Origin of the sequence: Arachidicoccus rhizosphaerae (genome assembly GCF_900107765.1) — a bacterium.
In the GTDB taxonomy this organism is placed as follows: domain Bacteria; phylum Bacteroidota; class Bacteroidia; order Chitinophagales; family Chitinophagaceae; genus Arachidicoccus; species Arachidicoccus rhizosphaerae.
Map to the genome: position 1 here is coordinate 88,181 of NZ_FNQY01000005.1, position 24,978 is coordinate 113,158.

General features: G+C 40.4%; 19 protein-coding genes. 5 read left to right on the forward strand and 14 right to left on the reverse strand.

Going from position 1 to position 24,978, the window contains the following annotated elements:
- Nucleotides 1-34 precede the first annotated feature (34 nt).
- From BLU80_RS05945 to BLU80_RS06000, 12 genes are all read right to left on the reverse strand, one after another.
- Nucleotides 35-3,181, reverse strand: coding sequence for a SusC/RagA family TonB-linked outer membrane protein (locus tag BLU80_RS05945; protein ID WP_170831159.1), 3,147 nt, complete (start codon nt 3,179-3,181; stop codon nt 35-37).
- A gap of 99 nt (nt 3,182-3,280) precedes the next feature.
- Nucleotides 3,281-4,294, reverse strand: a complete 1,014-nt coding sequence (locus BLU80_RS05950) for a DUF5007 domain-containing protein (protein ID WP_091395035.1) — start codon at nt 4,292-4,294, stop codon at nt 3,281-3,283.
- 53 nt (nt 4,295-4,347) lie between these two features.
- Nucleotides 4,348-5,037, reverse strand: coding sequence for a fasciclin domain-containing protein (locus tag BLU80_RS05955; RefSeq protein ID WP_170831160.1), 690 nt, complete (start codon nt 5,035-5,037; stop codon nt 4,348-4,350).
- Between the two features lie 33 nt (nt 5,038-5,070).
- Nucleotides 5,071-6,606 (reverse strand): RagB/SusD family nutrient uptake outer membrane protein, encoded by a 1,536-nt coding sequence (locus tag BLU80_RS05960; protein WP_091395042.1) that lies wholly within the window; start codon nt 6,604-6,606, stop codon nt 5,071-5,073.
- A gap of 30 nt (nt 6,607-6,636) precedes the next feature.
- Entirely contained in the window at nt 6,637-9,618 is a 2,982-nt protein-coding gene (locus BLU80_RS05965; protein WP_170831161.1) for a SusC/RagA family TonB-linked outer membrane protein, read from the reverse strand.
- Between the two features lie 1,107 nt (nt 9,619-10,725).
- Nucleotides 10,726-12,303 carry a F0F1 ATP synthase subunit alpha gene (atpA, locus tag BLU80_RS05970; protein ID WP_091395051.1) on the reverse strand — a complete coding sequence of 526 codons (1,578 nt, stop codon included), beginning with the start codon at nt 12,301-12,303 and terminating at the stop codon, nt 10,726-10,728.
- 69 nt (nt 12,304-12,372) lie between these two features.
- A complete protein-coding gene (gene atpH / locus BLU80_RS05975) occupies nt 12,373-12,936 on the reverse strand; it encodes an ATP synthase F1 subunit delta (RefSeq protein WP_091395055.1) in 564 nt (187 codons plus the stop codon).
- 55 nt (nt 12,937-12,991) lie between these two features.
- Nucleotides 12,992-13,486 (reverse strand): F0F1 ATP synthase subunit B, encoded by a 495-nt coding sequence (locus BLU80_RS05980; protein WP_091395059.1) that lies wholly within the window; start codon nt 13,484-13,486, stop codon nt 12,992-12,994.
- 102 nt (nt 13,487-13,588) lie between these two features.
- On the reverse strand, nt 13,589-13,840 hold the full coding sequence (gene atpE / locus BLU80_RS05985; RefSeq protein ID WP_091395062.1) for an ATP synthase F0 subunit C: 252 nt from the start codon (nt 13,838-13,840) through the stop codon (nt 13,589-13,591).
- 75 nt (nt 13,841-13,915) lie between these two features.
- On the reverse strand, nt 13,916-15,055 hold the full coding sequence (gene atpB, locus BLU80_RS05990) for a F0F1 ATP synthase subunit A (RefSeq protein WP_170831162.1): 1,140 nt from the start codon (nt 15,053-15,055) through the stop codon (nt 13,916-13,918).
- 147 nt (nt 15,056-15,202) lie between these two features.
- Nucleotides 15,203-15,595 carry a DUF1634 domain-containing protein gene (locus BLU80_RS05995; protein WP_091395071.1) on the reverse strand — a complete coding sequence of 131 codons (393 nt, stop codon included), beginning with the start codon at nt 15,593-15,595 and terminating at the stop codon, nt 15,203-15,205.
- Between the two features lie 55 nt (nt 15,596-15,650).
- Nucleotides 15,651-16,490 (reverse strand): sulfite exporter TauE/SafE family protein, encoded by an 840-nt coding sequence (locus BLU80_RS06000; protein WP_091395375.1) that lies wholly within the window; start codon nt 16,488-16,490, stop codon nt 15,651-15,653.
- 199 nt (nt 16,491-16,689) lie between these two features.
- Here BLU80_RS06000 and BLU80_RS06005 point away from each other — a divergent pair, with 199 nt between their 5' ends.
- From BLU80_RS06005 to BLU80_RS06015, 4 genes are all read left to right on the forward strand, one after another.
- Nucleotides 16,690-17,415 carry a type III pantothenate kinase gene (locus BLU80_RS06005; protein WP_091395074.1) on the forward strand — a complete coding sequence of 242 codons (726 nt, stop codon included), beginning with the start codon at nt 16,690-16,692 and terminating at the stop codon, nt 17,413-17,415.
- Between the two features lie 238 nt (nt 17,416-17,653).
- Nucleotides 17,654-19,042: a hypothetical protein gene (locus BLU80_RS19510; protein WP_170831163.1), complete on the forward strand. Its 1,389-nt coding sequence runs from the start codon at nt 17,654-17,656 to the stop codon at nt 19,040-19,042.
- Nucleotides 19,043-19,061: 19 nt separating this feature from the next.
- A complete protein-coding gene (gene lptC / locus BLU80_RS06010) occupies nt 19,062-19,784 on the forward strand; it encodes an LPS export ABC transporter periplasmic protein LptC (protein WP_170831164.1) in 723 nt (240 codons plus the stop codon).
- 175 nt (nt 19,785-19,959) lie between these two features.
- Entirely contained in the window at nt 19,960-21,219 is a 1,260-nt protein-coding gene (locus tag BLU80_RS06015; protein WP_091395080.1) for a hemolysin family protein, read from the forward strand.
- A gap of 129 nt (nt 21,220-21,348) precedes the next feature.
- On the opposite strand, the gene BLU80_RS06020 is transcribed toward BLU80_RS06015, so the two are convergent.
- Nucleotides 21,349-22,488, reverse strand: coding sequence for a TlpA disulfide reductase family protein (locus BLU80_RS06020; RefSeq protein WP_091395083.1), 1,140 nt, complete (start codon nt 22,486-22,488; stop codon nt 21,349-21,351).
- Nucleotides 22,489-22,868: 380 nt separating this feature from the next.
- Here BLU80_RS06020 and BLU80_RS06025 point away from each other — a divergent pair, with 380 nt between their 5' ends.
- The gene (locus BLU80_RS06025) at nt 22,869-23,756 is read left to right on the forward strand and encodes an AraC family transcriptional regulator (RefSeq protein ID WP_091395086.1); all 888 of its coding nucleotides are present in this window, start codon (nt 22,869-22,871) and stop codon (nt 23,754-23,756) included.
- Nucleotides 23,757-23,791: 35 nt separating this feature from the next.
- On the opposite strand, the gene BLU80_RS06030 is transcribed toward BLU80_RS06025, so the two are convergent.
- A complete protein-coding gene (locus BLU80_RS06030; protein ID WP_091395090.1) occupies nt 23,792-24,715 on the reverse strand; it encodes a PfkB family carbohydrate kinase in 924 nt (307 codons plus the stop codon).
- Between the last annotated feature and the right edge of the window lie 263 nt (nt 24,716-24,978).

Consider the following 24,978-nt stretch of genomic DNA (forward strand, 5'->3'; position numbering starts at 1 on the left):
TTGCTGCGGAAATATTTAATTTAACAAACAATGTCTAAAACTGAACACTCAGTCCGATAACATAGTTCTTTGCATTTGGATATCCATTTGCATTATCGAATCCTAAATCTGTTACATTTTCAGGGCTACTACCGGAATATGGAGAGATAATTAAAAGGTTCGCACCGGTAAAGAAAAATCGGGCAGAACTTATCCCAAAGCGTTGACTCCATTTTCTATCCACCGTATAGGAAAGCGTCACATTATTCAACTTCCAATAAGATCCATCCTCAAAAAACAAAGTCTGATTATAGCGATAAGGATTGACGGCAGAATTCAGATAGTCATAAGGATTAGGATATGTCGCAACATCGCCATCCGTTTTCCAGTAATCATATTGATCTATCGGGACCAAAACTCCATTATTAGACAAGCTGCTGTTGCTTCCGGTAAACAATGGATCTTTGAAATGTTCAAACTTTCCGGCAAGAGCAGTATTAATAACATCCCTGAACAAAGTGGCTGATACATTCGTATTTAAAGACCATTGCTTATATTTCAAATAAATCGTAAAGCCACCTGTAACCTTAGGCATCGGATTACCTAGCACTAACAAATCATTTTCGTCAATAATATAGTCTCCATTCAAATCCGTCCATCTTGGATCACCTGCTCCAAGAAATACATTGGACCCGACACCCACTTGTATAGGCCTTCCGGTTAAAGGATCAACAGCTACTGAAGAGTTAGTCGGATAAACTCCTACAGTATTATATACCATTGTTTGTAAAGGGTTATTACCTACTCTGTAAAGTACAGGGAAATATCCGGTAGAGGCATCATTTTTAATAATTTGTCTCACGTTGTCCGGTAAGTGTGTCAGAATATTTTTGTTAAGCGCAGCATTGGCAGAAATATTCCAACTGAATTTATTTTCATCATTACTTGGTTTGGACCTCAAAGAAACTGTAAACTCATTACCATAACTTACCAGAGATACATCATTGGTCGTAATCTGGGCGTATCCAGTCGTATTTGCCAGTGAATTAGCATAAGTCTGGTTGTCTTTAGAAATGTAATAAAAATCATACATCACGCTCAGGCGATTATTAAAGAATGTCCCTTCATATCCAAGGTCAAATGAAGTATTTGTATATGATTTGAAATTTACATTCGGAGCATTAGAGAAATCAGATACAATCGTCTGCTGACCATTATAATTCGTTCCCGGATTGAATTTACCATACACATCGAATATAGTACCGGTTGGAATCAAAGTAGTTCCGTAGCTGAAACGGAAAGAACTTTCGTTCATCCATTTCCAGCTTTTGGTCCATTTTTCATTTTGCATATTCCATCTGGCGCTGATATTTGGACTCTTTTTTGATCCAATATTTGGACCATTAGTAGAGGTCGCATCTACACGGTACTGGAAGTCCAAAACATATCTCAGTTTATAGTTATAACTGAAAGCTCCACCATAGGCTACGTTCCTGGTTTCAGTGGCGTCATCAAACGTACCAGCAACACTTGCATACCAGTTATATCCATTAGGACCTGTTAAATAATCATTGGCGGAACCACTTAATTTCGACTGATCAGCTCTATAAGTATTTTCCTGAATTTCATTAAAAGCAAAGACAGTAAAATTATGAACGCCTTCACCATCTTTCTCAATACTCTTTATATAGTTAATTGAGTTCCTATTATAAAGAGAGTTGGTTCGGCTATGAAAAGAAGTAGTCAAGCCATTACCATCATTAATCAGAGACGGTTTGAAATTGTCACTAATTCCCGTATTGAAATTATAGTTCGCTTCAGTTTGAAACTGTAAACCCTGTACAGGAGTCCATTGTATATTGATACTAGGCTGAACCTGAATTGTCTTATTATCATCTCTGACAGAAATGCTAGCCAGCGCGTCATTATTAGCTGAATACTGAGAAGGAGCAGGTAATAAGGAGGAAGCATTTGTTCCTGATGCTACCCCATCCTGAATCAAACTATTACCACTACCGTTTCTTTTTTGGGCCAACCCGGAGTTAATAGCAGCAGTCAGAATAAACTTTTCTGATGGCTGATATCTGGTATTCATATTCAGGCTATATCTTGTCAGGCCGGTATTTTCAACAATCCCGCTTTGGTCATAGATGCCCATATTAACTTTATAATTAAACTTCTGACTACCTCCGCTTATATTAAAATTATGAGAATAGTTATAAGTTGGTTTATAAAATACTGCCTGCCAGTTTGTAGAATTATTATAATAAGCATTTAAACTATCAGACAAATAAGGACTGGAGTTGATCTTCTGTAAGGCGTCTGCATAAGATGTGTCATAAGCTAATAACTGTCTGATACGCAGCATTCGTTCTTCTTTACCGCCTATCACATCGCGAAGTCTTGGAATATCGCTATAATAAAACTGCCCTTGATAAGATACGATTGGCACTTCTGATTTACCTCTCTTAGTAGTCACAAGAATCACACCATAGGCCCCTCTAGATCCCCAAAGTGCAGTTGCAGCTGCGTCTTTAAGGACTTCTACCTTTTCAATATCTTCTACAGGAATTAAAGATAATGGACTAATACCAGGACCACCCTGATTAAAGCCATATTGATATTCCGTATTCATATCTACTGGAACACCATCAATTACGAATAGCGGCGATGTTGGCGTTAAGTAGCCATTTGCTCCGGAGCCAGTAACAGAGATATTAGAGAGACCGCGAAGGAAAATTGAGCCTCTGGCTCCTGGTGACCCATTGTTATTTTGAATGTTCAAGCCCGCTACTTTACCTTGTAACAAATCAGCCACACTCGCCGCTGGAACATCTTGAAGATCTTTACCAGATATAATAACGGAAGAACCGGTGTTCGCCTCCCTTGAAACCTTTCTAAAACCAACAACAGCGACATCTTTCAGATCACCATCATCTTTTAAATTCATACTAATTTCCATAAAGTCTGCAGATGCATCAGCTAGTGAATTAGCATAATTGACATAGGAAAATAACAATTTAGTCCCTTCCGGAACCTCAATCGTATATTTACCATTATCGTCAGTCTTTCCAACGACTTTATGAGTTTTCTGTATAATGATCGAAACACCCACCATTGGCGCATTAGTTACCTTATCAATAACTACACCTGAGCAATTTATTTTAGTCTGCGCATAGGAAACCGAAACTCCAATGCACATAATAAAAGTTAATAAAATAGCAAACACATGCCTCATAGCTAAACTTTTGTATATTAAAAAAGTAATATAATATTATAGACCGCCAGTTAATTAAAACAATTACTCATCCTCAAATTTCGGGTTGTCATCTTGGAATAAGAATTTAACTTCCCACTGTCCAGGCTCATAAATTGCAAAATCCAATTGAAGGTCGGCGACCACGCGCCTGTCACCAAATCCCATTCTGTCATAACTAAAGGCAACATGAGCTTTTAAGCCGTCAGTAGTTGTATATCGGGTTTTAACATTTGTCAAAGGAATAGGAAATGCGACCTGGTAGGTAACTCCGGTATCTGTCATCTTCATATCAAATCCATGCACCAGATGTTCCCAATCTGTCAGATTAAACTTCTTTGGATTAATAGGATTCTGTAAGGTATCATAGAATTGAAAGGTGAGAGAATTTCCTTCATCACTCACTTTATGAAAAACAACCCCTATATCATATATTAATTGTCCTGAACGTTCGCCAAATATATTGCTCCAGCTGGAAGGACCTGTACCAAGATAGGTAGACTGTCCGGTCACAGGATCTTGGGTCGTTGGTTCTACAGGTACTTCCCTATATGGTTTAAGCCTCATGTTTCTAAAATACCGTCTTCCTCCAGAATTAGACATTTCAACATCGAAGACATATCCGGAATCAGGCTGAGCATGTACGAAAGTGGATTTAGCTTCTGGCCACATAATAAATTGCCCGGAATGTTCTCTGATCTCGAACAAGTGATGGTTTTCCGTGCCTCTTTTATTATTAATTTCCTCCAAAGAAGTTTCATCACCGGTATAAGCTTCTTTCCAAACAGTGACAGGGAAAACATCAGTTAGCTCAGGGGCCGCTTCTCCGGTATAAGTTCTAGGGTTAATAATCTCAAAGGTTAAAGGTTGTGTAGAATTACCAACATTGAAAGTATTATACAGCGTAGCCCGACCTAAAATTGGCGTATAAACATCCTGTGTAAAACTTGAGTTAGTCGCAACAGACTCTCTCTCGTCTGGCAATAACTTATCACAAGCGGAAAATAATAAAGCACTAAAGACAATAAGTGCTAAAGGTAATTTGAATCTTTTTATCATTAGATTAGATTTATGAAATGAACCTTTCAATCTATTTAAAATGCTCTTGGTAACTATTTGTTCATTCTTCCGGAAAATTCACCGAAGCCAAACTCATGCCCCCCCGATAATAAATGCACCAGGCCATTATTGGTATAAATATTTACGGAAGTAGTGTATGTTGTCACCCAATATCTTTCAAAAATTGAATTTTTCGGATCACTAAATTCTATTTCCTGTGGACCGCCATTCTGGTAACCATTAGCATCCTGACGATGATATCTTAAATGCATGGCATAGTCATAACGCAGGCTTTGTACAGAAATACCATCCGAAAACTCTATCAACGAATCAGTGACAAATTTGCCGGCAAGTACGTACCTGCAAAGCAAAGTATCTAACTCCATGAGGTCCAGATCACGCAGATAAAGCGGCGTTTTATGTTGCGTTGAACGCAATTCATTCAAATTCTTTAAAGCATTCGTAAAGCACTGATTATTGGGTGCAAATAATGTAATGTTATAATTCTCTATTGTGTCTTTCAAGTTGGGCACTCTGTCAATCACATACAGCAATGAATCAAAAAGGCCGTCCTGAGCCTGCAAAAATGCATAGGTACTTCCATTATAAACAGCATTCTGATTCTCGTAATTATAATATGGCCCTTCATGGCTTTTAGAGCAACTACTTGCAATAGCTGACAACGCAAATAAGAAAACAATTCCCCAGCATTTATTTAATATTCTTTCTCTTATACTTTTCATCTTAACCATTAATTTATGAGCAATAAGATTTTATTATTTATTAATCCAATAAGGATTTTGTTGAATATTCGTATTTGCAGAAAGTACGGATGACGCAATTGGCCAGTAGATTCCACCTTCCTGAATAAGCTTCACGAAATCGGGGTCTTTATTTGTAATTTTTTGATATCGAACCTGATCATACCATCTCCAGCCTTCACCCATCAATTCACGTCTTCTTTCTGCAAATATGGCGTCTATCAAATCCCCATCTACCTCTTTATCATAAGAAGATTCACCTCTTTTGTTCCTTATCAAATTTAAATTAGCAATAGCCCCATCGACACCGTTTAATTTATTTAATACAGCATCTGCTTCCGCTTTCAGCAAAGTGATCTCTTCAAGTCTGGAAAAGATAATTGCTGAACTATAAATGGCAAATTCACCATCTGTTCCACCATCTCCTAAAACTTTTATTTTTGAGAAAATAGGAATCTCTGCATTATAATTAGTGAAATAAGCTGTTCTAGGTAAGCCGTTTAAAGTATCAATACCAAAGCGTTGATCCATTCTGTCAGTAAAAACTGTATTAATAGTCTCTACCGGTACATAAATATCCGGTTTAGGTTTAGTAATTAATGGAGAAGCCAATGTCCATGATTCCAAATGCCCCTCTCCGCTTGTACCCGTCTCTCCATGACCATAGACAAAATTAAACCCGAGCAATTGATTATAATCCCCTCTAGCATAGAATACCCCAGATGGATCGGTCAGCTCATCAGTAGTTAAATAATACATATTGGAGTTCGAATAGTTATCCAGTACATATTGGGCATATACATCTACGTCTGCATAATGACCCTGCCATGCAGCAATATGTGCCAAAAGAGCATAAGCAGCATTTCTTGAAATCAGCGTATTTTCAAAGCGAGTAAGACCGTAAGTATAATAAAGGCCCGGCAGCAATGGATCGTCTAGCACACCATACTCGAATGGCAATATATCAGCAGCTGCCACCAGCTCCTTCTCACAAAATGAAAGAACAATAGATTGATCCGATTTCCCAATAGCGGGGAATTGTCCATCATAAGAATTGGTAATAAAAGGTACATCTCCCCATATACGCACCATCATAAAATATGCCCATGCTCTAAGAGCTCTTACCTGAGCTACATCAACATCATGATTAAGCGTAGTATAGCGAGGGTCAACGAGTGCCTCTGATGACCGTTCTATAAAAAGGTTGGCAGCGTTGATGATGGCATAAAAACGCCTCCAGCTTTTCATCTCATCCAAAGTTGAATAAGAGGCATTAAGATCTCCATCAATAACTGCTTTCAAATCAGCTCTTGTCGTGGAAACAAAATCTCCATTTCTCAGCTCCCCCCACATCCAGTAATCATTATTGGTGGCAAGCGCAGCTCTAAATAAAGCATATACGCCTATCAGATTACTTCTGGTATCATCAAGCGTCTTCCATTCTGTACTCTCATTAGCCATCGAATTCGTATCAACATCCAGCTTCTTATTACAAGATGCTGCAACTAAAAGGAACAAACAGGTGGATAATAATATTTTTATAGATCTCATTGTATAAATATTAACTCGATTTCAAATTATTTACAGGTCCATTCGTAAGCCAATGGTATAGGTCTTAGGCAACATTTGGTTATATCCTCTATAGTAACCCTGGTAATCTACCAGCTCTGGATCTCCATGTTTAAATGGACTGACCGTGAAAAGATTGGTAGCAGATAAATAGACTTCTGCACTACGGAAGGCCTTCTTTCGTCTTTCATTTTTACCTGAGGTTAAATCGTAACCTATAGTAAGGGAACGTAGTTTAACAAAAGATGCATCTTCAAGGAATAAATCTTGATCCACCTGATATGGGACTACGTTGCTCCATGGGTTATACATCGGGTATTCATTGGCATCAAATATTTTTTGCCAATAAGTTATCTCTTTGACAGTGTTTAGGTCACGGCTCCCTTCGGTATTGATAAAATTCAATCTATTTGAAATCTGTTGGTTCAGCAATTTTTGTCCCAGAGCAAAATAGAACTGAAAACTCAGGTTAAATCCTTTGTAAGAAAAGTCATTCCCAAAACCACCAGTTACTGTGGGCATATAGTGGCCAGTCAGAACCTTATCATTTTCATTAATATCATTGTCGCCATTTAAGTCCGCCCAATTCGGATCGCCTGCATTTAGTAATAAGCCATTGAACGACTGACGAACACCGGTCTGATTGCTTACAGGAATTTGCGCAATATCCGTATATATCCCTTGGTTTTTATACACCCAAAATGCATCTGCAGATTGCCCAACTTCCAATTTCTGATCTCCAATCACAACTGATTGCAATCCATCAGGAAGAGCTGTAATTTTATTCTTATTTAAGCCAAGGTTAAAGTTCGTAGTCCATGCAAATTGATCCTGATTGCCAGCAGCAAAGATTTGTCCTCTCACACTCAGATCGACGCCTTTATTATTGACAGTCATTCCACTTTTATAAGCTGCAGTATAGCCCAACTCCTGAGGTACCGGAACCGGTAATAAGCGGTTCTTATTATTTTCATTATAAAGATCCACAGAAACCTGTATCCTGTTTTCCATAAATCCAAGATCAGCCCCTAAATTCATTTTTTCTGATTTCTGCCATCCAATTCCATAACCCGCCCAACCACTGGTATAAGGTCTGGAAGAAGCCGCGATTCCTACATAAGAACCAATTGCAGGGTCTGCAGGCCAGGAAGCATCAGTCACATATCTCGGACCTTTACTATAAATATCTGTATTATACAAAGAGCCGAAAGTCCCATAAGATGCACGTAGTTCAAAATTGCTTAATGCTTTTGATTCATGTAAAATACTTTTCAATACATCCCAAGAAAGATTTACAATCGGAGAAGTTATCCATCTTTGATCCTGTTGCACGTTTGAAGAACCATCTCTTCTAAGTACGCCGCTCAATTTTAAATAATCTTTATAGCTGTAATTAACCTGGCCATAAAAGGAAGCTAAGCGTTGGTTCAGTTTACCAAAGAACGGGAAGTACTGCATATCAAAAATGCCCACATAATCGCCAGCGTCGTTTATTTTTGTAGTTCTAAATTTGATAAAGTTATTAGGTGTATTATAACCAAAGGCATAATCATACTTATTAATATCTGCCTGATAGGATTGTCCTGCTTCAAGATCAATTTTGTTTGCGTCATCCAGCTTAATTTCATAAGACGCAGTATTGGACACCATGAACCTTTGATTGTAACCAAAATAATAAGAAACAAAGTTGTTGCCACTCAATAATTCCGTTGGCCAAAAAGCATCTCTGAGCGCTTCATTGTAGTCGACAGATATTTTAGACAGAAAGCTGAAACCGGAAAGCTTTGCTCCCACTGAAAAATATCCTTGAATACTATTGACTTTATTATCATCTATCGCCTCATCAAACTCATGAATATATTGACTGTAAACATGATAACTAGGAGGTAATGGATTACTCAAATCTGGTGTGTACCGAACCTCAGCGAGCCTATCTCTGATATTTCTATTTCTGTCTCGGTCCAATCTGTTTGCATTAATCATACTAGAAACAGTCAACCACGTGAGTGGAGACATATTAATAAAAAATGCAAGTCCATAACGATCAAGCGCAGCTCCGTCCTGACCTGAAACGCTTCTGGTATTATTCACCTGAAAACGAAAGTTAGCTCTTTCTGACCCTCCGGAAAGGCTCATATTGACAGCATAGAAAGGTTTGTTTTTAAAGTACAGATCCGTCCAGTCAGCGGTACCATAATATTCCTGATCTGTGGAATCTTTCAGATAAATCGGATAATTGATTAAGTCAGCTGCGGTTGCATACTTTTCATAAAAAGGCTGTCTGAATGCATTTTCGTACGCCGCATTCACCGGCGTTACTTTGGGGGATTGTGTCATTCCGAAATGTCCATCAATGGAAATTTGCTTTTCCCCGGATTTCGCACTTTTAGTCTGTACCCAAATTGCGCCGTTGGCTGCAATTGGCCCCAGTTTAGCAAGCGTCGCAGGATCTTTTAAAACCTCAATGCTTTCTATATCATTGGGATTTAATGTGGCCAGCAAATTGGTAGCAGGTCCAACCATATTAAAATCAGTACTCTGGATTTCAAGTGGCATTGTGCTATTTTGTATAAGCGGCACTCCATTTAAAAAGACTACAGGTTGTTGGGCATATAAATCTTTTTTAGAAAGCATTGGCCCCTTTAATCCATGAATGAACATATATTGTTCAGAACCCGGCTCTCCATTTGGCTCAGCCACATAGATACCAGCAGCATTTCCTTTAACCATTTGCTGAATAGACACATAATCCAGTCGATTAATGATGTTGGTGTCCACTTTCGCTCTGTATGGATTTGATCCGGCAAGCTCGTTGATAATTTTAGATTGGTTCGTTAGATTCATCAAAGAATCAACATTACCTGAAGCAGAATCCTTAGAGTCATTGAACAAGTCTAGCGCTTTAGATCGCCCAGTGGAATCCTGGCCAAAAAGTTGTGTCTGACAAACAAGTGCAATAAGCACAATTAGCAGCTTAAGGTTTCTCGTGTTCATTATAAATGTATACGTTTTTTTTACCATCTGTTCAAAACTTTGAATAATGAAAATTCTCAGAATTTTATATATGATTTTTCAGCATCAGCCTTCCGGTTTGCATATGGCTTAACGATATGCTTTCGGTCATTTATTAGAAAAGTTTCTCTTTTTTTGGTCAATTTAAGCAAAATTCAAACGTTAATATATGTCTATTGCTTCGCCTAATAAATGTTAAACAAAGAAAGTAGTTTATTTTTGAAAAAAAAAGATACTCTAAGTATTCAATACTTTATATCATTGATTTACAATAACATCAAACGTTTGCGCAACTTTTATTTAGTGATAGCAAAAAGTTAAACCAATCAATGTTTAGTGTTAGTTTTTTACATTTTATTGATAATGATTACTTGAATGTTAATATTGATTACTTATCAATATGCAATACATAATATCGACAAATTTTGCATAATCAATTGTCATGAAATTTTCAATGGCGGCAAAAAATTAATAGAAAATGTGTATTTAAAAAATAAAATACTACTCAAAAACTAATTTTTTTACATAATCAATTATATTAATACTAAGTATAATTCAGCTTAAAATATTTGATTCAATTCACTTACAAGCATATAGGAGGCGGTTATTGGGTTTGCTTCCCAAAAACGACTTGCAACGTTTATGACCAACATGGATGAGAGGCTACGCTATATTAATTTGTGCAATTTTTCCATTAGGGATTTGATTTACCTGTAGGACCAATTTAAAAATCGATTCCTATCCGCAAACGTTCAGATTATATGCATACACCTTGCAACAAGCATATTCAAAGGGCAAATCAAACAAAATATAAGAACCAGTATAATTCTTTACATGGCAAGCCAGCTTTGACTTTCAGACAGCAGTTGTTTAAAAGCATCCAGGGCCTGCACCACCACATACAGGTTAAGTTATAAAGCTAAGTACTGAAAAAAACAAGGGAACATCCTTAAATATGGCAACAGTAGTCCCATCTTGAATATTATGGCATAAAAAAAACAGATAATCTAATCAATTAAAGATCAGATTATCTGTTCATTATTTTTTAAGGAGAGATAATTTCCAAAAAGGAGATATTATCCTGACTACCTATTTAAACTGAGGCGCTAAACCTTTCACAATTTCAACCATTTTCTGAATACCGTCTTCAGGTAAGTTACCTTTCTTGAATTCAGCCAGAACATTTGGCAATTTATTTTCCATTTCCAGGAAGAACTGCGCTTCAAATGCTTTTACATTTTTAACCGCAACGTCGCGAAGTAAGCCCTGAGAACCCAGGTAAATAATAGCAACTTGTTTATCCACGGAATATGGAGAGAACTGAGGTTGTTTTAAGATTTCTACGTTACGGGCACCTTTATCAAGTACCAGCTTGGTAGCCGCATCCAGGTCACCGCCAAATTTAGAGAAAGCTTCCATTTCACGGTAAAGTGCCTGATCCAGTTTCAAGGTACCAGATACCTTTTTCATGGATTTAATCTGTGCACTACCACCTACACGGCTAACGGAAATACCTACGTTAATGGCCGGACGGATACCAGCGTTGAACAGGTTACCTTCCAGGAAAATCTGACCATCAGTGATGGAGATTACGTTGGTAGGGATATAAGCAGATACGTCACCCGCCTGTGTTTCAATGATAGGTAATGCAGTAAGAGAACCACCACCTTTCACTAAATGTTTGATAGATTCAGGTAAATCATTCATGTTTTTAACAACGTCCTGATTACCGATAACTTTTGCAGCTCTTTCCAGCAGACGGCTGTGCAGATAGAATACGTCACCTGGATAAGCTTCACGTCCTGGAGGACGACGCAGCAGCAATGACACCTCACGATAAGCTACGGCCTGTTTAGATAGATCATCATAAACAATCAGCGCCGGGCGACCTGTATCACGGAAGTACTCCCCAATGGCAGCACCTGCAAATGGAGCGTAGAACTGCTGAGGAGCCGGATCAGATGCAGAAGCAGCAACAATGGTAGTATAAGCCATTGCACCATTATCTTCCAGTGTTTTCATGACACCGGCAATGGTAGAAGCCTTCTGACCGATGGCTACGTATATACAATAAACAGGTTTACCTGCTTCAAAAAATTCTTTCTGGTTAATAATGGTATCGATACAGATGGCAGTTTTACCAGTCTGACGGTCACCAATTACTAATTCACGCTGGCCACGTCCAATAGGAATCATAGCATCGATTGCTTTGATACCAGTCTGCAGTGGTTCTTTTACCGGCTCGCGGAATATTACGCCTGGAGCCTTTCTTTCCAGTGGCATTTCATACAAATCACCTGTGATGGGACCTTTACCATCAATAGGTTCACCGAGCATGTTGATAACACGTCCGACAAGACCTTCACCTGCTTTGATAGAGGCAATGCTACCTGTGCGACGTACTTTTGCACCCTCTTTGATACCAGTGCTTTTACCCATAAGTACCACACCAACATTATCTTCTTCCAGGTTAAGTGCGATGGCCTTGGTGCCAGTCTCGAATTCGACTAGTTCACCTGAACGGACATTATTAAGACCATAAACACGTGCAATACCGTCACCTACTTCCAGTACGGTACCCACTTCTTCCAATTCAGCAGCACTGTTGAAGTTGCTTAATTGCTGTCTTAATATCGCCGATATTTCATCTGGTTTAATCTCTGCCATATTATTTAGAATTTGTCTTTCGCTTGAAAACGAAAAAGGATTTGTGATTTTTAGTTTTAAAAAGATTGCTTATCGAATATCCTGAATAAAGTCGTTACGCTGAAATTGTCTTTTGACATCCTGCAGGTCGCGAAGGATACTAGCATCGATCAGATTATTATTGTATTCCAAAATAAATCCACCGATAATATCCTCATCCACAACTGTCTCCATTTTTACATGCTCAAAACCGGCATCTTTTTTCAGTTTTTCTTCGATACCTTTTCTAAGTGGTTCACTTAATGGTTCAGCGGTGGTTACTTTCACCAGATGGATAGAATTACGTTCATTATAAAGACGGATAAAAGCTCCTGCGATTTCAGGCAGATAACCTTCACGGCCTTTTTTAATGAGCAGCGTATTAAAAGCAGCTGTCAGATCACTAATGTTTCCCTTAGTAATAGCTGATAGAACACTTTGCTTTTTGTCAGCATATACAACCGGACTTTTGAGTAAAAGTACCAGGTCACGACTTGCTGCACAAATAGCCTTAAGATATTCCATATCATTATAAACCTGTTCAAACTGGTCCTTTTCTTCGGCCAAATCTGCCAGGCTTTTTGCGTAAACAGCGGCTAAACGTGGATTTTGCATCTTATTGTTATATTATAAATATCAGGAAAATAAATTAAACGTAAATAAAATCGGCTTAATTTAATTTCACATTATCAACCAGGTCCTTAATCAAGGCTTCCTGTTCTCCTTTATTAGATAACTGTTTGCGTAATACTTTTTCAGCAACCTCAATGACCAGATTACCTACCTGGTTTTTAACATCAGTAAGTGCGGCCTGTTTTTGCTGAGAAATAGCAGCCTGTGCGTCTGCTACGATTCTTTCATATTCGGATTTAGCCTTGGCCGTGGCATCAGAAATCAGCTTTTCAGCATTATCTTTAGCTTCTTTCAGCATCAGACTGCGCTCTTCACGTGCTTTCTGTAATAAAGTTTCATTTTCACTTTTCAGGCTGGCCATTTCCTTTCTCGCCTGTTCAGCTGTAGCCAGGCTTTTAGTGATTGAATCCTCACGCTCAGAAAGAGAATTTAAAATCGGCTTCCATGCAAATTTACCTAATACAAATAATACCAGTAAAAAAGCGATCAGCGTCCAAAAGAATAATCCGAAATCCGGGGTAAGAAGTCCCATCTTGTAGTGAATTTATTTTCAGTTATAAAAGTTCTTAAAAAGGAACCGCATTTTAGCCCTGTGCGTCCAATGCGGTTCAGGTACTTTTTTAATTATTGCTAATTAAAGTACGATTGCAAGGATACCGGCAATTACACCCAGGAAGGCAACACCTTCAACCAGGGCAGCTGCTAAGATCATGTTCGCACGGATATCACCAGAAGCTTCTGGTTGACGAGCGATTGCTTCTACAGCACCTTTACCGATTTGTCCGATACCAACCCCTGCACCAAGGGCGGCAACGCCTGCACCAATAGCTCCGAGGCCTTTTGCCATTCCAGCGGCTTCTGCCATTACAGTGTTTAATACTGACATTGTATTTGGGTTTTAAAATGAAAAAACAAAGTTTATAATAAGGTCCAAAAATTCAGAATTATGATATTCAACAGATTACAGAGATAATTCTCTTTCAGTATCTGTATGATCAAACCCTTCTTCGCCTGCATGATGACTGTGATCTTCAATCATCTGGCCGATAAAAATAGCGGTCAGGTTCGCAAAGATATAAGCCTGGATAGCGGTTACCAGTAGCTCGATCAGCATAGAGAACACAGAAAGGCCGACGGAGATAACCGAGAAACCACCTCCAATCCATACATTCAGATTGGCGAAAATAAAGATCAACAGTACAAAACAGGCAATAACGATGTGTCCGGCCAGCATATTGGCAAAAAGACGAATCATTAAGGCAATTGGTTTGATGATCAGGGAAATAAGTTCAATAGGAACCAGGATAAATTTAACCGCGGTAGGCATGCCGGGCGGATTAAACAGGTGACCCCAAAAATGCTTCTTACTGGTAAACAACATGACAACGAAGGCGATGATCGCCAGGCAGCAGGTTACCGCGATATTGCCTGTTAAGTTAGCACCTCCAGGAATCAGCCCCAGCATATTGGCAATCCAGATAAAGAAGAAGATGGTCAGAATCAAAGGCATAAATCTTTTATAGTCTTTGCCCAGATTTGGAACGGCTACCTCATCTCTGATAAAAACCACGCAGGCTTCAACCGCATTTTGTAAACCGGATGGTGCTTTTGAAGCACCGTTCTTTTGATATTTCTTGGAAACGTTCAAAAAGATGATAAAGATTAAAATCACCGCCAGGAACATAGCGACTACATTCTTAGTTAAAGAGATATCATAAATTTTTGAACCATCTAACGCTTCAACTTTTCCTTCGCTATTCAGCTGATAACCATTATAAGCTTCATGACCATGCTCAAATTTGGAGGACATGAAAACAGACAAGCCGTTTGTAGGGCTATAAATGATTACTGGCAGGGGTATGGTTACCGGATTTTCATTGATGGAGAATAAATGCCAGTCATGTGCATCCTGAATATGGGAGAAGATTTCATGAGAAATATCCAGCTTACCCGCTTCATGTGCTGGTTCAGCGCCTGCCTCCACTGCCGGTGCGGCAGCAGAATCGGCTGCTGGTTCAGCAGCTCTTCCCTGCATAGAAAACAGGGTCAAAATAACGCTGAAAGAGAGTGCCCACAATAGTTTCAAAGATTTAGATGCCATACCTATGCTAAATTTTCGGCAAAGATAACACGTTGCAACCATATAACAGGCGTTTGAGCGCAAAAAATTTAATGGAATTTTGATTATATACGTATTTTGTATAATACAATCTTTCCGCAACGCTGCTCAATGTTTCAACATCTAAGTTTATCCGCCAAATCCGGTTAAAATACTAATGGTAATAATAAAAAGCACGAGTATGGTAATGGTAACATACATGCGGTCCTTTTCCTTATAAAAGGCCCACAGCGAAAAAATCACCCGGGTCAAGGGCGTGGCTATCAGCAGCAAGATCCCTAATTCAATGATAGACAAGCCGTCCCCTTTTAGGACTCCATGAACCGTTAATTTAATAAGCGTCCATAAATTTTCGTCATTTTCTATAAAGACACTATGCTGCATACTGGTCTGTCCATGCTGATTGATCAAATAGATCAGCCCACCAATGGAGGTAACCGTAAGCGCCAGGTAAACACCCCAGCGTAGTATCTTGCCGATAATCAATGAAATATCCTTATCCTCTATCGTCTTTGCACTCACTTTCCAATCTTTTAAACTTAAACTTATCAATGACAATAAGTTATAATTATTTACTCTAAATCTGTCCTGTCCAGCCCTTGTAAATCATGTCCAGGGCCACCAATAATATAAATATGGAAAATCCAAAACGCAGTTTAGCCGTATTGGACTGTAACAGGATTTTGGACCCCGCAATGGCGCCTAATAAAACACCAATCATAACCGGCATACAGAGTGCCGGATGGATATACCCATTTTGAAGATAAATAAATGCACCGGCAGTGGCCGTCACTCCTATCATAAAATTACTGGTGGTAGTGGATACTTTAAAAGGAACCCGCATAATATTATCCATGGCAATCACTTTCATCGCACCGGCACCAATCCCTAAAAGTCCCGAGATAACGCCAGCCAGCATCATCATAAAAAAGCCACCGATCACATTTTTAACACCGTACTTGATGTGCGTTCCGTCTGAGGCCGGATAGGTACCGGTTAACTTAAATTTTTTCCCCATCTTAGAACAGACATGTTCTTCTATTGGTGCTTTTTTACGCCAGGAGTTTACTGCGGATAATATGAGAATAATCCCAAATAATATCGCCACCACAGCAGTAGGTATGAGTCTGGAAGCCACCAATAGCGCTCCGAAGACTGCACCAATGGTCGTGGCTATTTCTAAAAACATCCCCATTCTTAAATTAGTCACCCCCTCTTTCACATAGGCTGCCGCCGAACCGGAGGAAGTGGCGATAACGGCCACCAGGGCCGTGCCAATCGCATAGTGAAAATCTACACCTAGATACGTTAAAAGCGGCACGATAATTACGCCGCCTCCCAGTCCGGTAAGAGACCCCAGTAAACCGGCCAAAATAGATCCTATAAATAAAACAATAGTAAATGTAAGTGTGGTCATAAACATTCATCTCCAGGATTAGACCCGGAGTCTAACTCAATAGCACAAAATTAAAGACCAGTAGTAAACTAATTTTCCATAGTGAAGCGCTAGCTCTGCTCATAATCATAGATCTTATGTATAATTGTGCTTTTTTTAAGCAGAAAAACCGAAGTTTGCCAGATTATTATACTCAGAAGATTCTATTAAATTGAATGTGATGGCAAAAAAGATACTTTGTTTTGATTTTGGCAACAGCCGCCTGAAATGCGCGCTCATGTCTGGAGCCAGCGTCCAGGAAGAACATTTTTTGGATGGGACTCCAGAACAGGTCGCTGCATTACTGGATCAGTTAAAACCGGACCGTACTATTTTATCCTCCGTGACCAATTATGATCCTGCCATTGACAGCCAGTTAGAAGCCTATGGACATTTTTGTAAAATAGGGCCGGATACAAAGTTTCCTATTCATGTACCTTCCGGACAGGAAAAGACCGTGGGGGCAGACAGATGGGCCATGCTCATGGCAGCCAGGGCACAGTTTGCTGGCCAGCATAACCTGATTATCGGCCTGGGTTCCTGTATTACGTTTAATTTTCTGGATAAGTTCGATAATTTTCTGGGGGGCTCCATCAGCCCGGGGCTGATGATGCGCCTTAAATCTTTAAAAGACTATACCGCCGGATTACCGCTCATTAAACCAGACTGGAACTTTCCTTTGATTGGTTATGATACCAGAACCAATATTCTGAGCGGGGTGATTCTGGGAATGGCTGCAGAAATTGATGGCATCATTGACCTGTATAAAGCAAAATACAGCAAGCTGAATATTATCATAACGGGCGGGGATATTCATTTTTTTGTACCGCATCTTAAAAACACCCTGATTTCAGATCCGCACCTGATATACAAAGGCCTCTATCAGATCAGCCAGTCTGTTTGCTGAAACAAGTAACAAAAATAAATAATACATCTGCCGGTTTATATTTTTTATGGCTGTAAAAGCCCCCGACAAGCTGCATGAGAAAGGTTTTATGTATCCCTCCGGCTCCATAGAAACCAGCAAGTTTAACGTACTTTTAACCGCGTGGGTTGGTGCTATTTTTGTCCCCCACCTTAAAAAATAGATATTTGCAGACCCCTATCTACATCATAGGGGGTATTATATCTTATTCAATTAGAAAATGCTTAGAACAAACAAGTATCTATTACTATTGTTATTGGTATGCTTTATATATAAGGCTCAAGCCCAGATTAATTCCCCTTTTTCCCGTTACGGAGTCGGAGTGGATCATTCCAGCCTGAACCCTCGCTATATAGGGATTGGTGGGATGTCCGCCGCCTTCAGTGATCAGCAGGCGCTCAATACCGGCAATCCGGCTAGTTATGGAGATCTCCATACCATTGGTCCCGCAGGCGGACTGGCCACATTTGATTTGGGATTTGATATAAGCAGTCATAATCTGAAAAGTGCAGATCCCCTAGGCTCCTATAAATCCAATGATTTCAGACCCTCTTACTTTACCTTGGGTATGCCCATTGCCAAAAGCGGACTTGGAATGGTACTGGGACTCAGATCTCTGACAGATATCAATTATAATATTAAAGAACAAGGCTCTTTGCCTGTTCAGGGTTATCCGGATTCAACCAGAATGTTTAATACGCTTTATCAGGGATCCGGCGGTCTCAATCAGGTCTTCCTTGGACTCGGTAAAAGAATCCATCATTTATCGTTGGGTGTTAATCTGGGCTACGACTTCGGCAAAAGAAGCATTTCGACTCAGACCGCTTTTGACTCCTCCTCGGCAACAGACCCCACCACTGCGGCCACGCAGGGCTCCATATATAATGACCGCAAGGCATTTGGCGGTTTTGTCTGGGAAGCCGGCTTACAATATGAGCTGCCGCTGACTGACAGAACAGACCCGGATACCAAAATCAGAACAACTTCCAGTCTGACATTGGGTGCCACTTTATCCACCAGTCAGAAAATCACCAGCAAAACGAATACTTCATTTTATAAGTACTATGCCAGCGACCCTGATAATCCGATCAGCCAGGACACCGTTTATACCACAGGAGAGGTAAAAGGAAAGGTAACCCTGCCCAATACTTATAAACTAGGGCTTATGTATAATAATTACCAGGATAATATTGACCGGTGGGGTGTCGGAGCAGAATACAACAGCACCAGCTGGAGCCAGTATAAAGAGGATGACCAGTCCCAGCCATATTATAAGGACAGTTATATGGTAAGAGGGGGTGTTTATTTCAGGCCTAACCCTATCCGGGGCAAATCCATGTTCTCCAGAGCCAGGTACAGTGTCGGATTTTTCACAGGAAAAGATAAATTGGTCTTTGATAATAGCCAATATAAAATACAAGCCTTAACTTTGGGCATGGATTTTATGCTCCGCAACTATGTGCGTACGTCTAGACAATACAGTCAGATTAATACCGCACTGGAAATCGGACGCAGAGGTTCTAACCAGAATAATGTCACAGAGAGCTACCTTAAGTTCTCCGTTGGCTTCTCACTCAGTGATTTCTGGTTTACCAAGAGAAGATATTAAATACAGTAAGATCATACAGATGTTGTCTTTCACGTTACAGAATTTACGTAAAAGCTGCTGCCTGCTCTTAGCAGGCAGTTTGCTTCTTGGTGGTTGCGAGAACGACATCAATGAAGTCAAGGCGCTGAGCAACCACAACTATAATACGGAGGAAGCAACCGGCGTCACCAGTTATCTGAGTATCGGAGGCAAGGTCAAGGCCAAGCTGACAGCACCGGTTATGGTATCCACTGAAAAGGACACCACCAGTATGATTTTCCCAAAATCATTATTCGTTGTTTTTTATGATGACTCTACTAGCCTGCCCACGAGTTTTGTACAGGCGCAGTATGGGATATACTATAAAAGACTCAATAAAGTCAAACTCAGGGATTCGGTTATTGCCTACACTATTGCAGGAGATACGCTGACCACCAGCGAGTTGTGGTGGGATCAGAATAAAGAACTCATTTATAGCGACAGCCCGACCGTGCTTAAACAAACGGCCTCCTACGGGTACTTGCCGGGGAAAAACGGCTTCCATGCCAAACAGGACTTTAGTGAATTTGTCATGCTCAACACCAATAATGGTATCATGTCTTATGATGAAACCATGGGCAGCGGTACAGCAGCTCCTGCGGGCAGCACAGCGCCGGATAGCCTTGGCGCTCCTACAGCTGCCAGTAAAGACAGCAGCCAACCTGCAGCCGCTGCCGTACCTGCGCCCGTGAAACCTGCCTCCAAACAAAAGCCGGCCACTTAGCGATCTTAGGATAACCTAAAAATAACAGCGCCGGAGCCGGTCGCAATATCCTGATTGCAATCCACTGATTAGCAAATATTTACTATTTTGGACAAAAAATGACCCGGGAACTTTTCTGCTTCAGATGATTTCCATAATTTAGCTTATTCAAATTTTTTACCTTAATTTCAACCCTATGAGTCAGTTAAGTGCACTAATAGGCATATTGATCACGCTTATATTGATCCTGTTTTTTGCGGGTATGGAAGCAGCCTTCCTTACCGCAAACCGGTTGAATATTGAGCTGAAAAAAAAGCAGGGGTCCAGTGAAGGGCTGCTGTCTTCCCGCTTTGCCGATAACCCCACGACCTTTATAGGGACCAGTATTTTCGGGGGCCTGCTTTGTCTGGTGATTTATGGACTTTTCTTCAATGAATTCTTTAATCAGCTGTTCTGGGCCAAGACGAGTTTTCATAATGAAAACCTGCAAATGGTTTTAAATACCATTATCTCTACTATATTTGTGGCGTTTTTTGGCCGCTTTCTGGCCCGGTTGTTCTTTAACCGTAATGACAAATTATTCCACTCGCTGCTCTCCTTTTTCAGCATTTTCTATTCTCTGTTTAATAATATCATCAAAGTATTCATCAGTTTTTCGGGCGGAATATTAAAATACCTGTTTAACGTCCGGTTGAAACCAGAAAAACAGCCCTTTGGCCGCATGCAGGTGGAGCATCTTTTCCAGCAGGCCAAGGATTCAGATGAAATGGGCAGCCAGGACCTGAATACTTATCTTTTTGAAAATGCACTGACCTTACCTAATATCAAAATCCGTCAATGCCTGGTACCCCGCACCGAGATTATCGGGGTGGAACTCCATACCTCTATTGATGATCTGCGCCAGTCCTTTATCAAGCATATTATGAGCAAACTGGTGGTCTATGAAGGCTCTATTGATAATATTATCGGTTATGTTACCCAGCAAGGGCTGTTTAAACGTCCGGGCAGCATCGAACAGATTTTACTACCCACCTTTACCGTACCCGAAAGCATGAGTATTATTGACTTATTGACCCGGTTTTCCAAAGAACGTAAGAGTCTGGCCTGGGTGGTGGATGAGTTCGGCGGAACGGCAGGAATTATCACAGTCGAAAATATTCTTTCTGAGCTCTTTGGAGAAATGCAGCATGAATCCGATAAGGAAGCCTTTGTAGAACAGAAAGTAGCCGAAAATGAATATATATTCTCCGGCAGACTGGAACTGGAATATCTGAATGAAAAATACGACTTCGAGTTTCCGGAAAATAATTCAGAGACGCTCTCCGGTTATATCATCAAAGAAAACAAGGATATCCCCAAACAAAAAGAACGCATTATTGTGGACAATTATGAATTCGATATTATCAGCGTGACCGATACCCGTATTGGCATGGTAAAAATGAGAATTCTCAGATAATTGACACGACAAATAAAATATAAAGCCCTGAAGATGAAAATGGCCTTCTTAATCAGAAGGCCATTTTCATCTTCAGGGCTTTATGCTTTTTAAACACGGAGTCCAAAGCAATCCGTGAGGCGCGTTTTACTAAAACAACGTCTTTAGTTTTCTGGACAGCGCTTCCATGGTCAGATTCTTGGCAATGATTTTACCGGTACGGTCTACCAGTACATTTTGAGGTAATACAACGACGCCATACTGTTTGCCTACTTTGGAATTCCAGAACCGAAGATCAGAGACCTGAGGCCAGCTTAAATGATCCTCACTGATTGCATCCGTCCAGTCCTGCTTCTCCCCCGGTTTATCTAAAGAGACACCGATTATTTCCAGCCCCTGACCTTTGTATTCATTGTAGAGCTTTACCAGCGTACTGTTTTGCGCCCGGCAAGGTCCGCACCAGCTGGCCCAAAAATTCACCAGCACGTATTTACCTTTATAATCCGATAAGGCAATAGCCTGCCCGTTGGGATCACTTTCCGCAAAATCCGGCGCTTGACTGCCCACCGGCGTCTGTTTGGCAAACTGGATTAAAGTCTCCATACGCCGGCCGTCGGGAGATTGTCTGAGCCCCTGCGGCAATAAATTAAACAGCTGCTGTGTTTTATCAGGCTGTTCTATCAGCGCTCCGGAAAACTGCTGCAAGGCAAAAAACGCAATAGGCGAATTGGGATTATTTCTGATATAATCCGCATAAACATCTTCCTTTAATTTAGCCTGCAAATCATCTATTTGTTGCTGGGTTTGTTCAAGCGCCGCGGTATTACCGGCTTTTTCCTCTGCAGCTGCTGTTTTTAAAAGACCGGAGGCTCTGGACTCAAATGGTTTTGCCGCCGTTCTGAGTTTATCAAATTCAATATTGGATTTGGAGCCGGTCACCGTGGCATTAGAAAACGAATCCAGGCTCCTGATTTCCATATCCGCGGGATCCGCAAAAAAGGTGATGATATCGCGGCTCATCGAAGGTTTTTCTTTCGCCTGTGCACTATAGCCGGCCCTTAGATCAATGCGCGTAGGCTGGTGAATCGTTCCTTCAAACTGATATTTATTACCTGCTACAATCGTACTGTCAATTATGTTATGTCCTCCTGAGGCATAAGAGATGTATACTTTCTCCACTTTAGGGGAAACCCCTCTTAAATTACCCTGAATGGTAAAATTATCCTGGGCCAGCGTGAACAGCGGGGTAGCCAGTAGCAATACCAGGCCCATATTTTTAATGGTTGTCATTAATCTGAATTTTAATTATTTATGATCTATACCCAGATCCTTACTAACAAAAATAAGGACTTATACAAAAAACGTAAAATATATCCTCTAGGACAGGTGACTGCCACCATAAGTTTACACCTGTTTTCTTAAAATTTTGGCGCTCCTTTAAGAGAATACCCGGATATTGAAACAACAAATACAAGATTTACAGCCATTTAGTCCCCTGAGTAAGTAAAGTAAAAATCAAAGGATTACCTAAATGCCGTCATATTGTGTGAAAATTGCCCGCCTTGTTGTAATTTGTCACCCGAATATTAGCTGCGCTGGCAGATGCGTACTGCTATCAGGCATTTTACAAACAAGAACATTTACTTAAAACATTTTCAGCGCTACTACGGATGAAACCCCAGTTACTTAAAATTTCCAGTAATCCTGCCTTTTCCTTCCAGGTCCGTCATGACAGGGTACCCTATTTTTACGATAAATGGCATTATCACCCCGAAGTGGAGCTGGTCTATATTATTAAAGGCAGCGGTACGCAGTTTATCGGAAACGACATCGACCGGTTTCAGCCGGGTGATATGATAATGGTAGGCGCAAATCTGCCGCATCTGTGGCGCTGTGACCAGCCCTATTATGAGGGTAAAGCCGGGAGACTCGCTGAATCCTCCGTACTCCATTTTGCCCCCCAGGCGCTAGGTGAACAGTTCTGGCAGATGCCCGAGAATAAAGCCTTTAATGAACTGCTGGAAAGAGCAAAGTTAGGTATCGTTATTAATGGGAATGCTAAAAAAGCCATTATCCGGCATATGCGGCAATTGCAGACAGCAACCGGACAAAGCAGGACTATTTTGTTGCTGCAGATTTTGCAGGCTGCCAGCTGCCGCCAGGACACGACCACCATCCTGTCTCCCACCTCCCATCAACTGGAATTTCATGACAGATCCGAATCAGAAAGAATGAACCGGATCTATCAGTATATCTTTAATAACTTTCAACAAAAGATCTCACTGGAAGATATTGCAGCGATTGCCCATATCAGCCCTCACTCCTTTTGCCGTTTTTTTAAATCCAAGACGAAAAAAAGTTTTTCCACCTTTTTGACGGAGGTCAGGATCCATCATGCGTGTAAACTGCTGGCGGAAACTGATCATCCGGTCTCTGACATCTGTTATGAAAGCGGATTTAATAATTTCTCCAATTTTAACCGCCACTTCAAGCTGCTGAAAAATAAATCTCCTCTTCAGCACCGCCAGCAATACCAGCAGCCCAAAAAGGAGATTTAATGTAAGTAAGTTTCGCTTACTAATATCAGTCAGGCTTATTTACAGCTTAAGGTAAAATTTGTCAGCGCAACAAACTGAGCAGCTCTTTGCTGTATTTCCTGGTCTGTCAGCGTTTTTAATCTTTCCGTACCCAGTTTCTCACAGCAGAAACTGGCGGTAACACTACCCATGACGACTGCTGTTTTCATATTCTCAAAGGATAGATTACCCGTGCTGGCCAGATAACCGACAAAACCGCCTGCAAATGCATCGCCTGCGCCTGTCGGATCAAAAACGTCTTCTAATGGCAGCGCAGGTGCACAGAATATTTCCTGTCCGTTAAATAACAGCGCACCATGCTCTCCTTTTTTAACAATCAGAAATTTAGGTCCCATGGCCAGTATTTTATGAGCAGCCTTTACAAGGGAATATTCTTCTGCAAGCTGTCTGGCCTCACTGTCGTTTACCACCAGCACGTCCACCATTTTCAGTACCTCTTTCAGATCTTCCATGGCGGTCTCCATCCAGAAATTCATGGTATCCAGTACAATGAGCTTCGGTCTGGCTTTCAGTTGATTAATAACAGAACGTTGTACGGCAGGCACCAGATTACCCAATAAAAGATACTCTGTATTTAAGTAACTTTCAGGAAGCGTCGGATTAAAATCTGCCAGTACATTTAAATCCGTTACCAGGGTTTCTCTGGTATTCATATCCAGATGGTATTTACCACTCCAGAAAAATGACTTTTTATCCTGAACAATTTCCACCCCTTCGGTATTAACCCCACGGCCGTTCAGATCTTTAATGACGTCATCAGGAAAATCGCCACCTACAATAGAAACCTGGTTAACACTATGCATAAAATTAGTGGCTGCGTAGGCACAGTAGGTGCCGGATCCGCCAATTGTTTTCTCTGATTTGGCAAATGGTGTTTCGATGGCATCGAAAGCCATCGTACCAATAATGGTTAAGGCCATGAATAGCTGCTTTTTGTTTTAAAGATTTTTTATTTTCAACCTGCAAACCTATTACATTTTAATTATATTTCAATTACATAATCCTGTATATATGACAACGGCCTTTAAATTTTCACAAAAAAACCGATAAAACAGCCCCGATAAGAAAAGAATAGATCATTTTAAATTCCATTAGCAATATTTGCCATACCCTTAACGCAAGGGCCATCGATTGATAATTCTTTTTAATGTAACTTAGAGCCATTATTCAAATTATAAAATGT

Bases quoted from the DNA above. Each gene is read 5' to 3' on its own strand.
- BLU80_RS05945 (WP_170831159.1), bottom strand. From the start codon at position 3,181: ATGTGCATTGGAGTTTCGGTTTCCTATGCGCAGACTAAAATAAATTGC.
- BLU80_RS05950 (WP_091395035.1), bottom strand. From the start codon at position 4,294: ATGATAAAAAGATTCAAATTACCTTTAGCACTTATTGTCTTTAGTGCT.
- BLU80_RS05955 (WP_170831160.1), bottom strand. From the start codon at position 5,037: ATGAAAAGTATAAGAGAAAGAATATTAAATAAATGCTGGGGAATTGTT.
- BLU80_RS05960 (WP_091395042.1), bottom strand. From the start codon at position 6,606: ATGAGATCTATAAAAATATTATTATCCACCTGTTTGTTCCTTTTAGTT.
- BLU80_RS05965 (WP_170831161.1), bottom strand. From the start codon at position 9,618: ATGAACACGAGAAACCTTAAGCTGCTAATTGTGCTTATTGCACTTGTT.
- atpA (WP_091395051.1), bottom strand. From the start codon at position 12,303: ATGGCAGAGATTAAACCAGATGAAATATCGGCGATATTAAGACAGCAA.
- atpH (WP_091395055.1), bottom strand. From the start codon at position 12,936: ATGCAAAATCCACGTTTAGCCGCTGTTTACGCAAAAAGCCTGGCAGAT.
- BLU80_RS05980 (WP_091395059.1), bottom strand. From the start codon at position 13,486: ATGGGACTTCTTACCCCGGATTTCGGATTATTCTTTTGGACGCTGATC.
- atpE (WP_091395062.1), bottom strand. From the start codon at position 13,840: ATGTCAGTATTAAACACTGTAATGGCAGAAGCCGCTGGAATGGCAAAA.
- atpB (WP_170831162.1), bottom strand. From the start codon at position 15,055: ATGGCATCTAAATCTTTGAAACTATTGTGGGCACTCTCTTTCAGCGTT.
- BLU80_RS06000 (WP_091395375.1), bottom strand. From the start codon at position 16,490: ATGACCACACTTACATTTACTATTGTTTTATTTATAGGATCTATTTTG.
- BLU80_RS06005 (WP_091395074.1), top strand. From the start codon at position 16,690: ATGGCAAAAAAGATACTTTGTTTTGATTTTGGCAACAGCCGCCTGAAA.
- BLU80_RS19510 (WP_170831163.1), top strand. From the start codon at position 17,654: ATGCTTAGAACAAACAAGTATCTATTACTATTGTTATTGGTATGCTTT.
- lptC (WP_170831164.1), top strand. From the start codon at position 19,062: ATGTTGTCTTTCACGTTACAGAATTTACGTAAAAGCTGCTGCCTGCTC.
- BLU80_RS06015 (WP_091395080.1), top strand. From the start codon at position 19,960: ATGAGTCAGTTAAGTGCACTAATAGGCATATTGATCACGCTTATATTG.
- BLU80_RS06020 (WP_091395083.1), bottom strand. From the start codon at position 22,488: ATGACAACCATTAAAAATATGGGCCTGGTATTGCTACTGGCTACCCCG.
- BLU80_RS06025 (WP_091395086.1), top strand. From the start codon at position 22,869: ATGAAACCCCAGTTACTTAAAATTTCCAGTAATCCTGCCTTTTCCTTC.
- BLU80_RS06030 (WP_091395090.1), bottom strand. From the start codon at position 24,715: ATGGCCTTAACCATTATTGGTACGATGGCTTTCGATGCCATCGAAACA.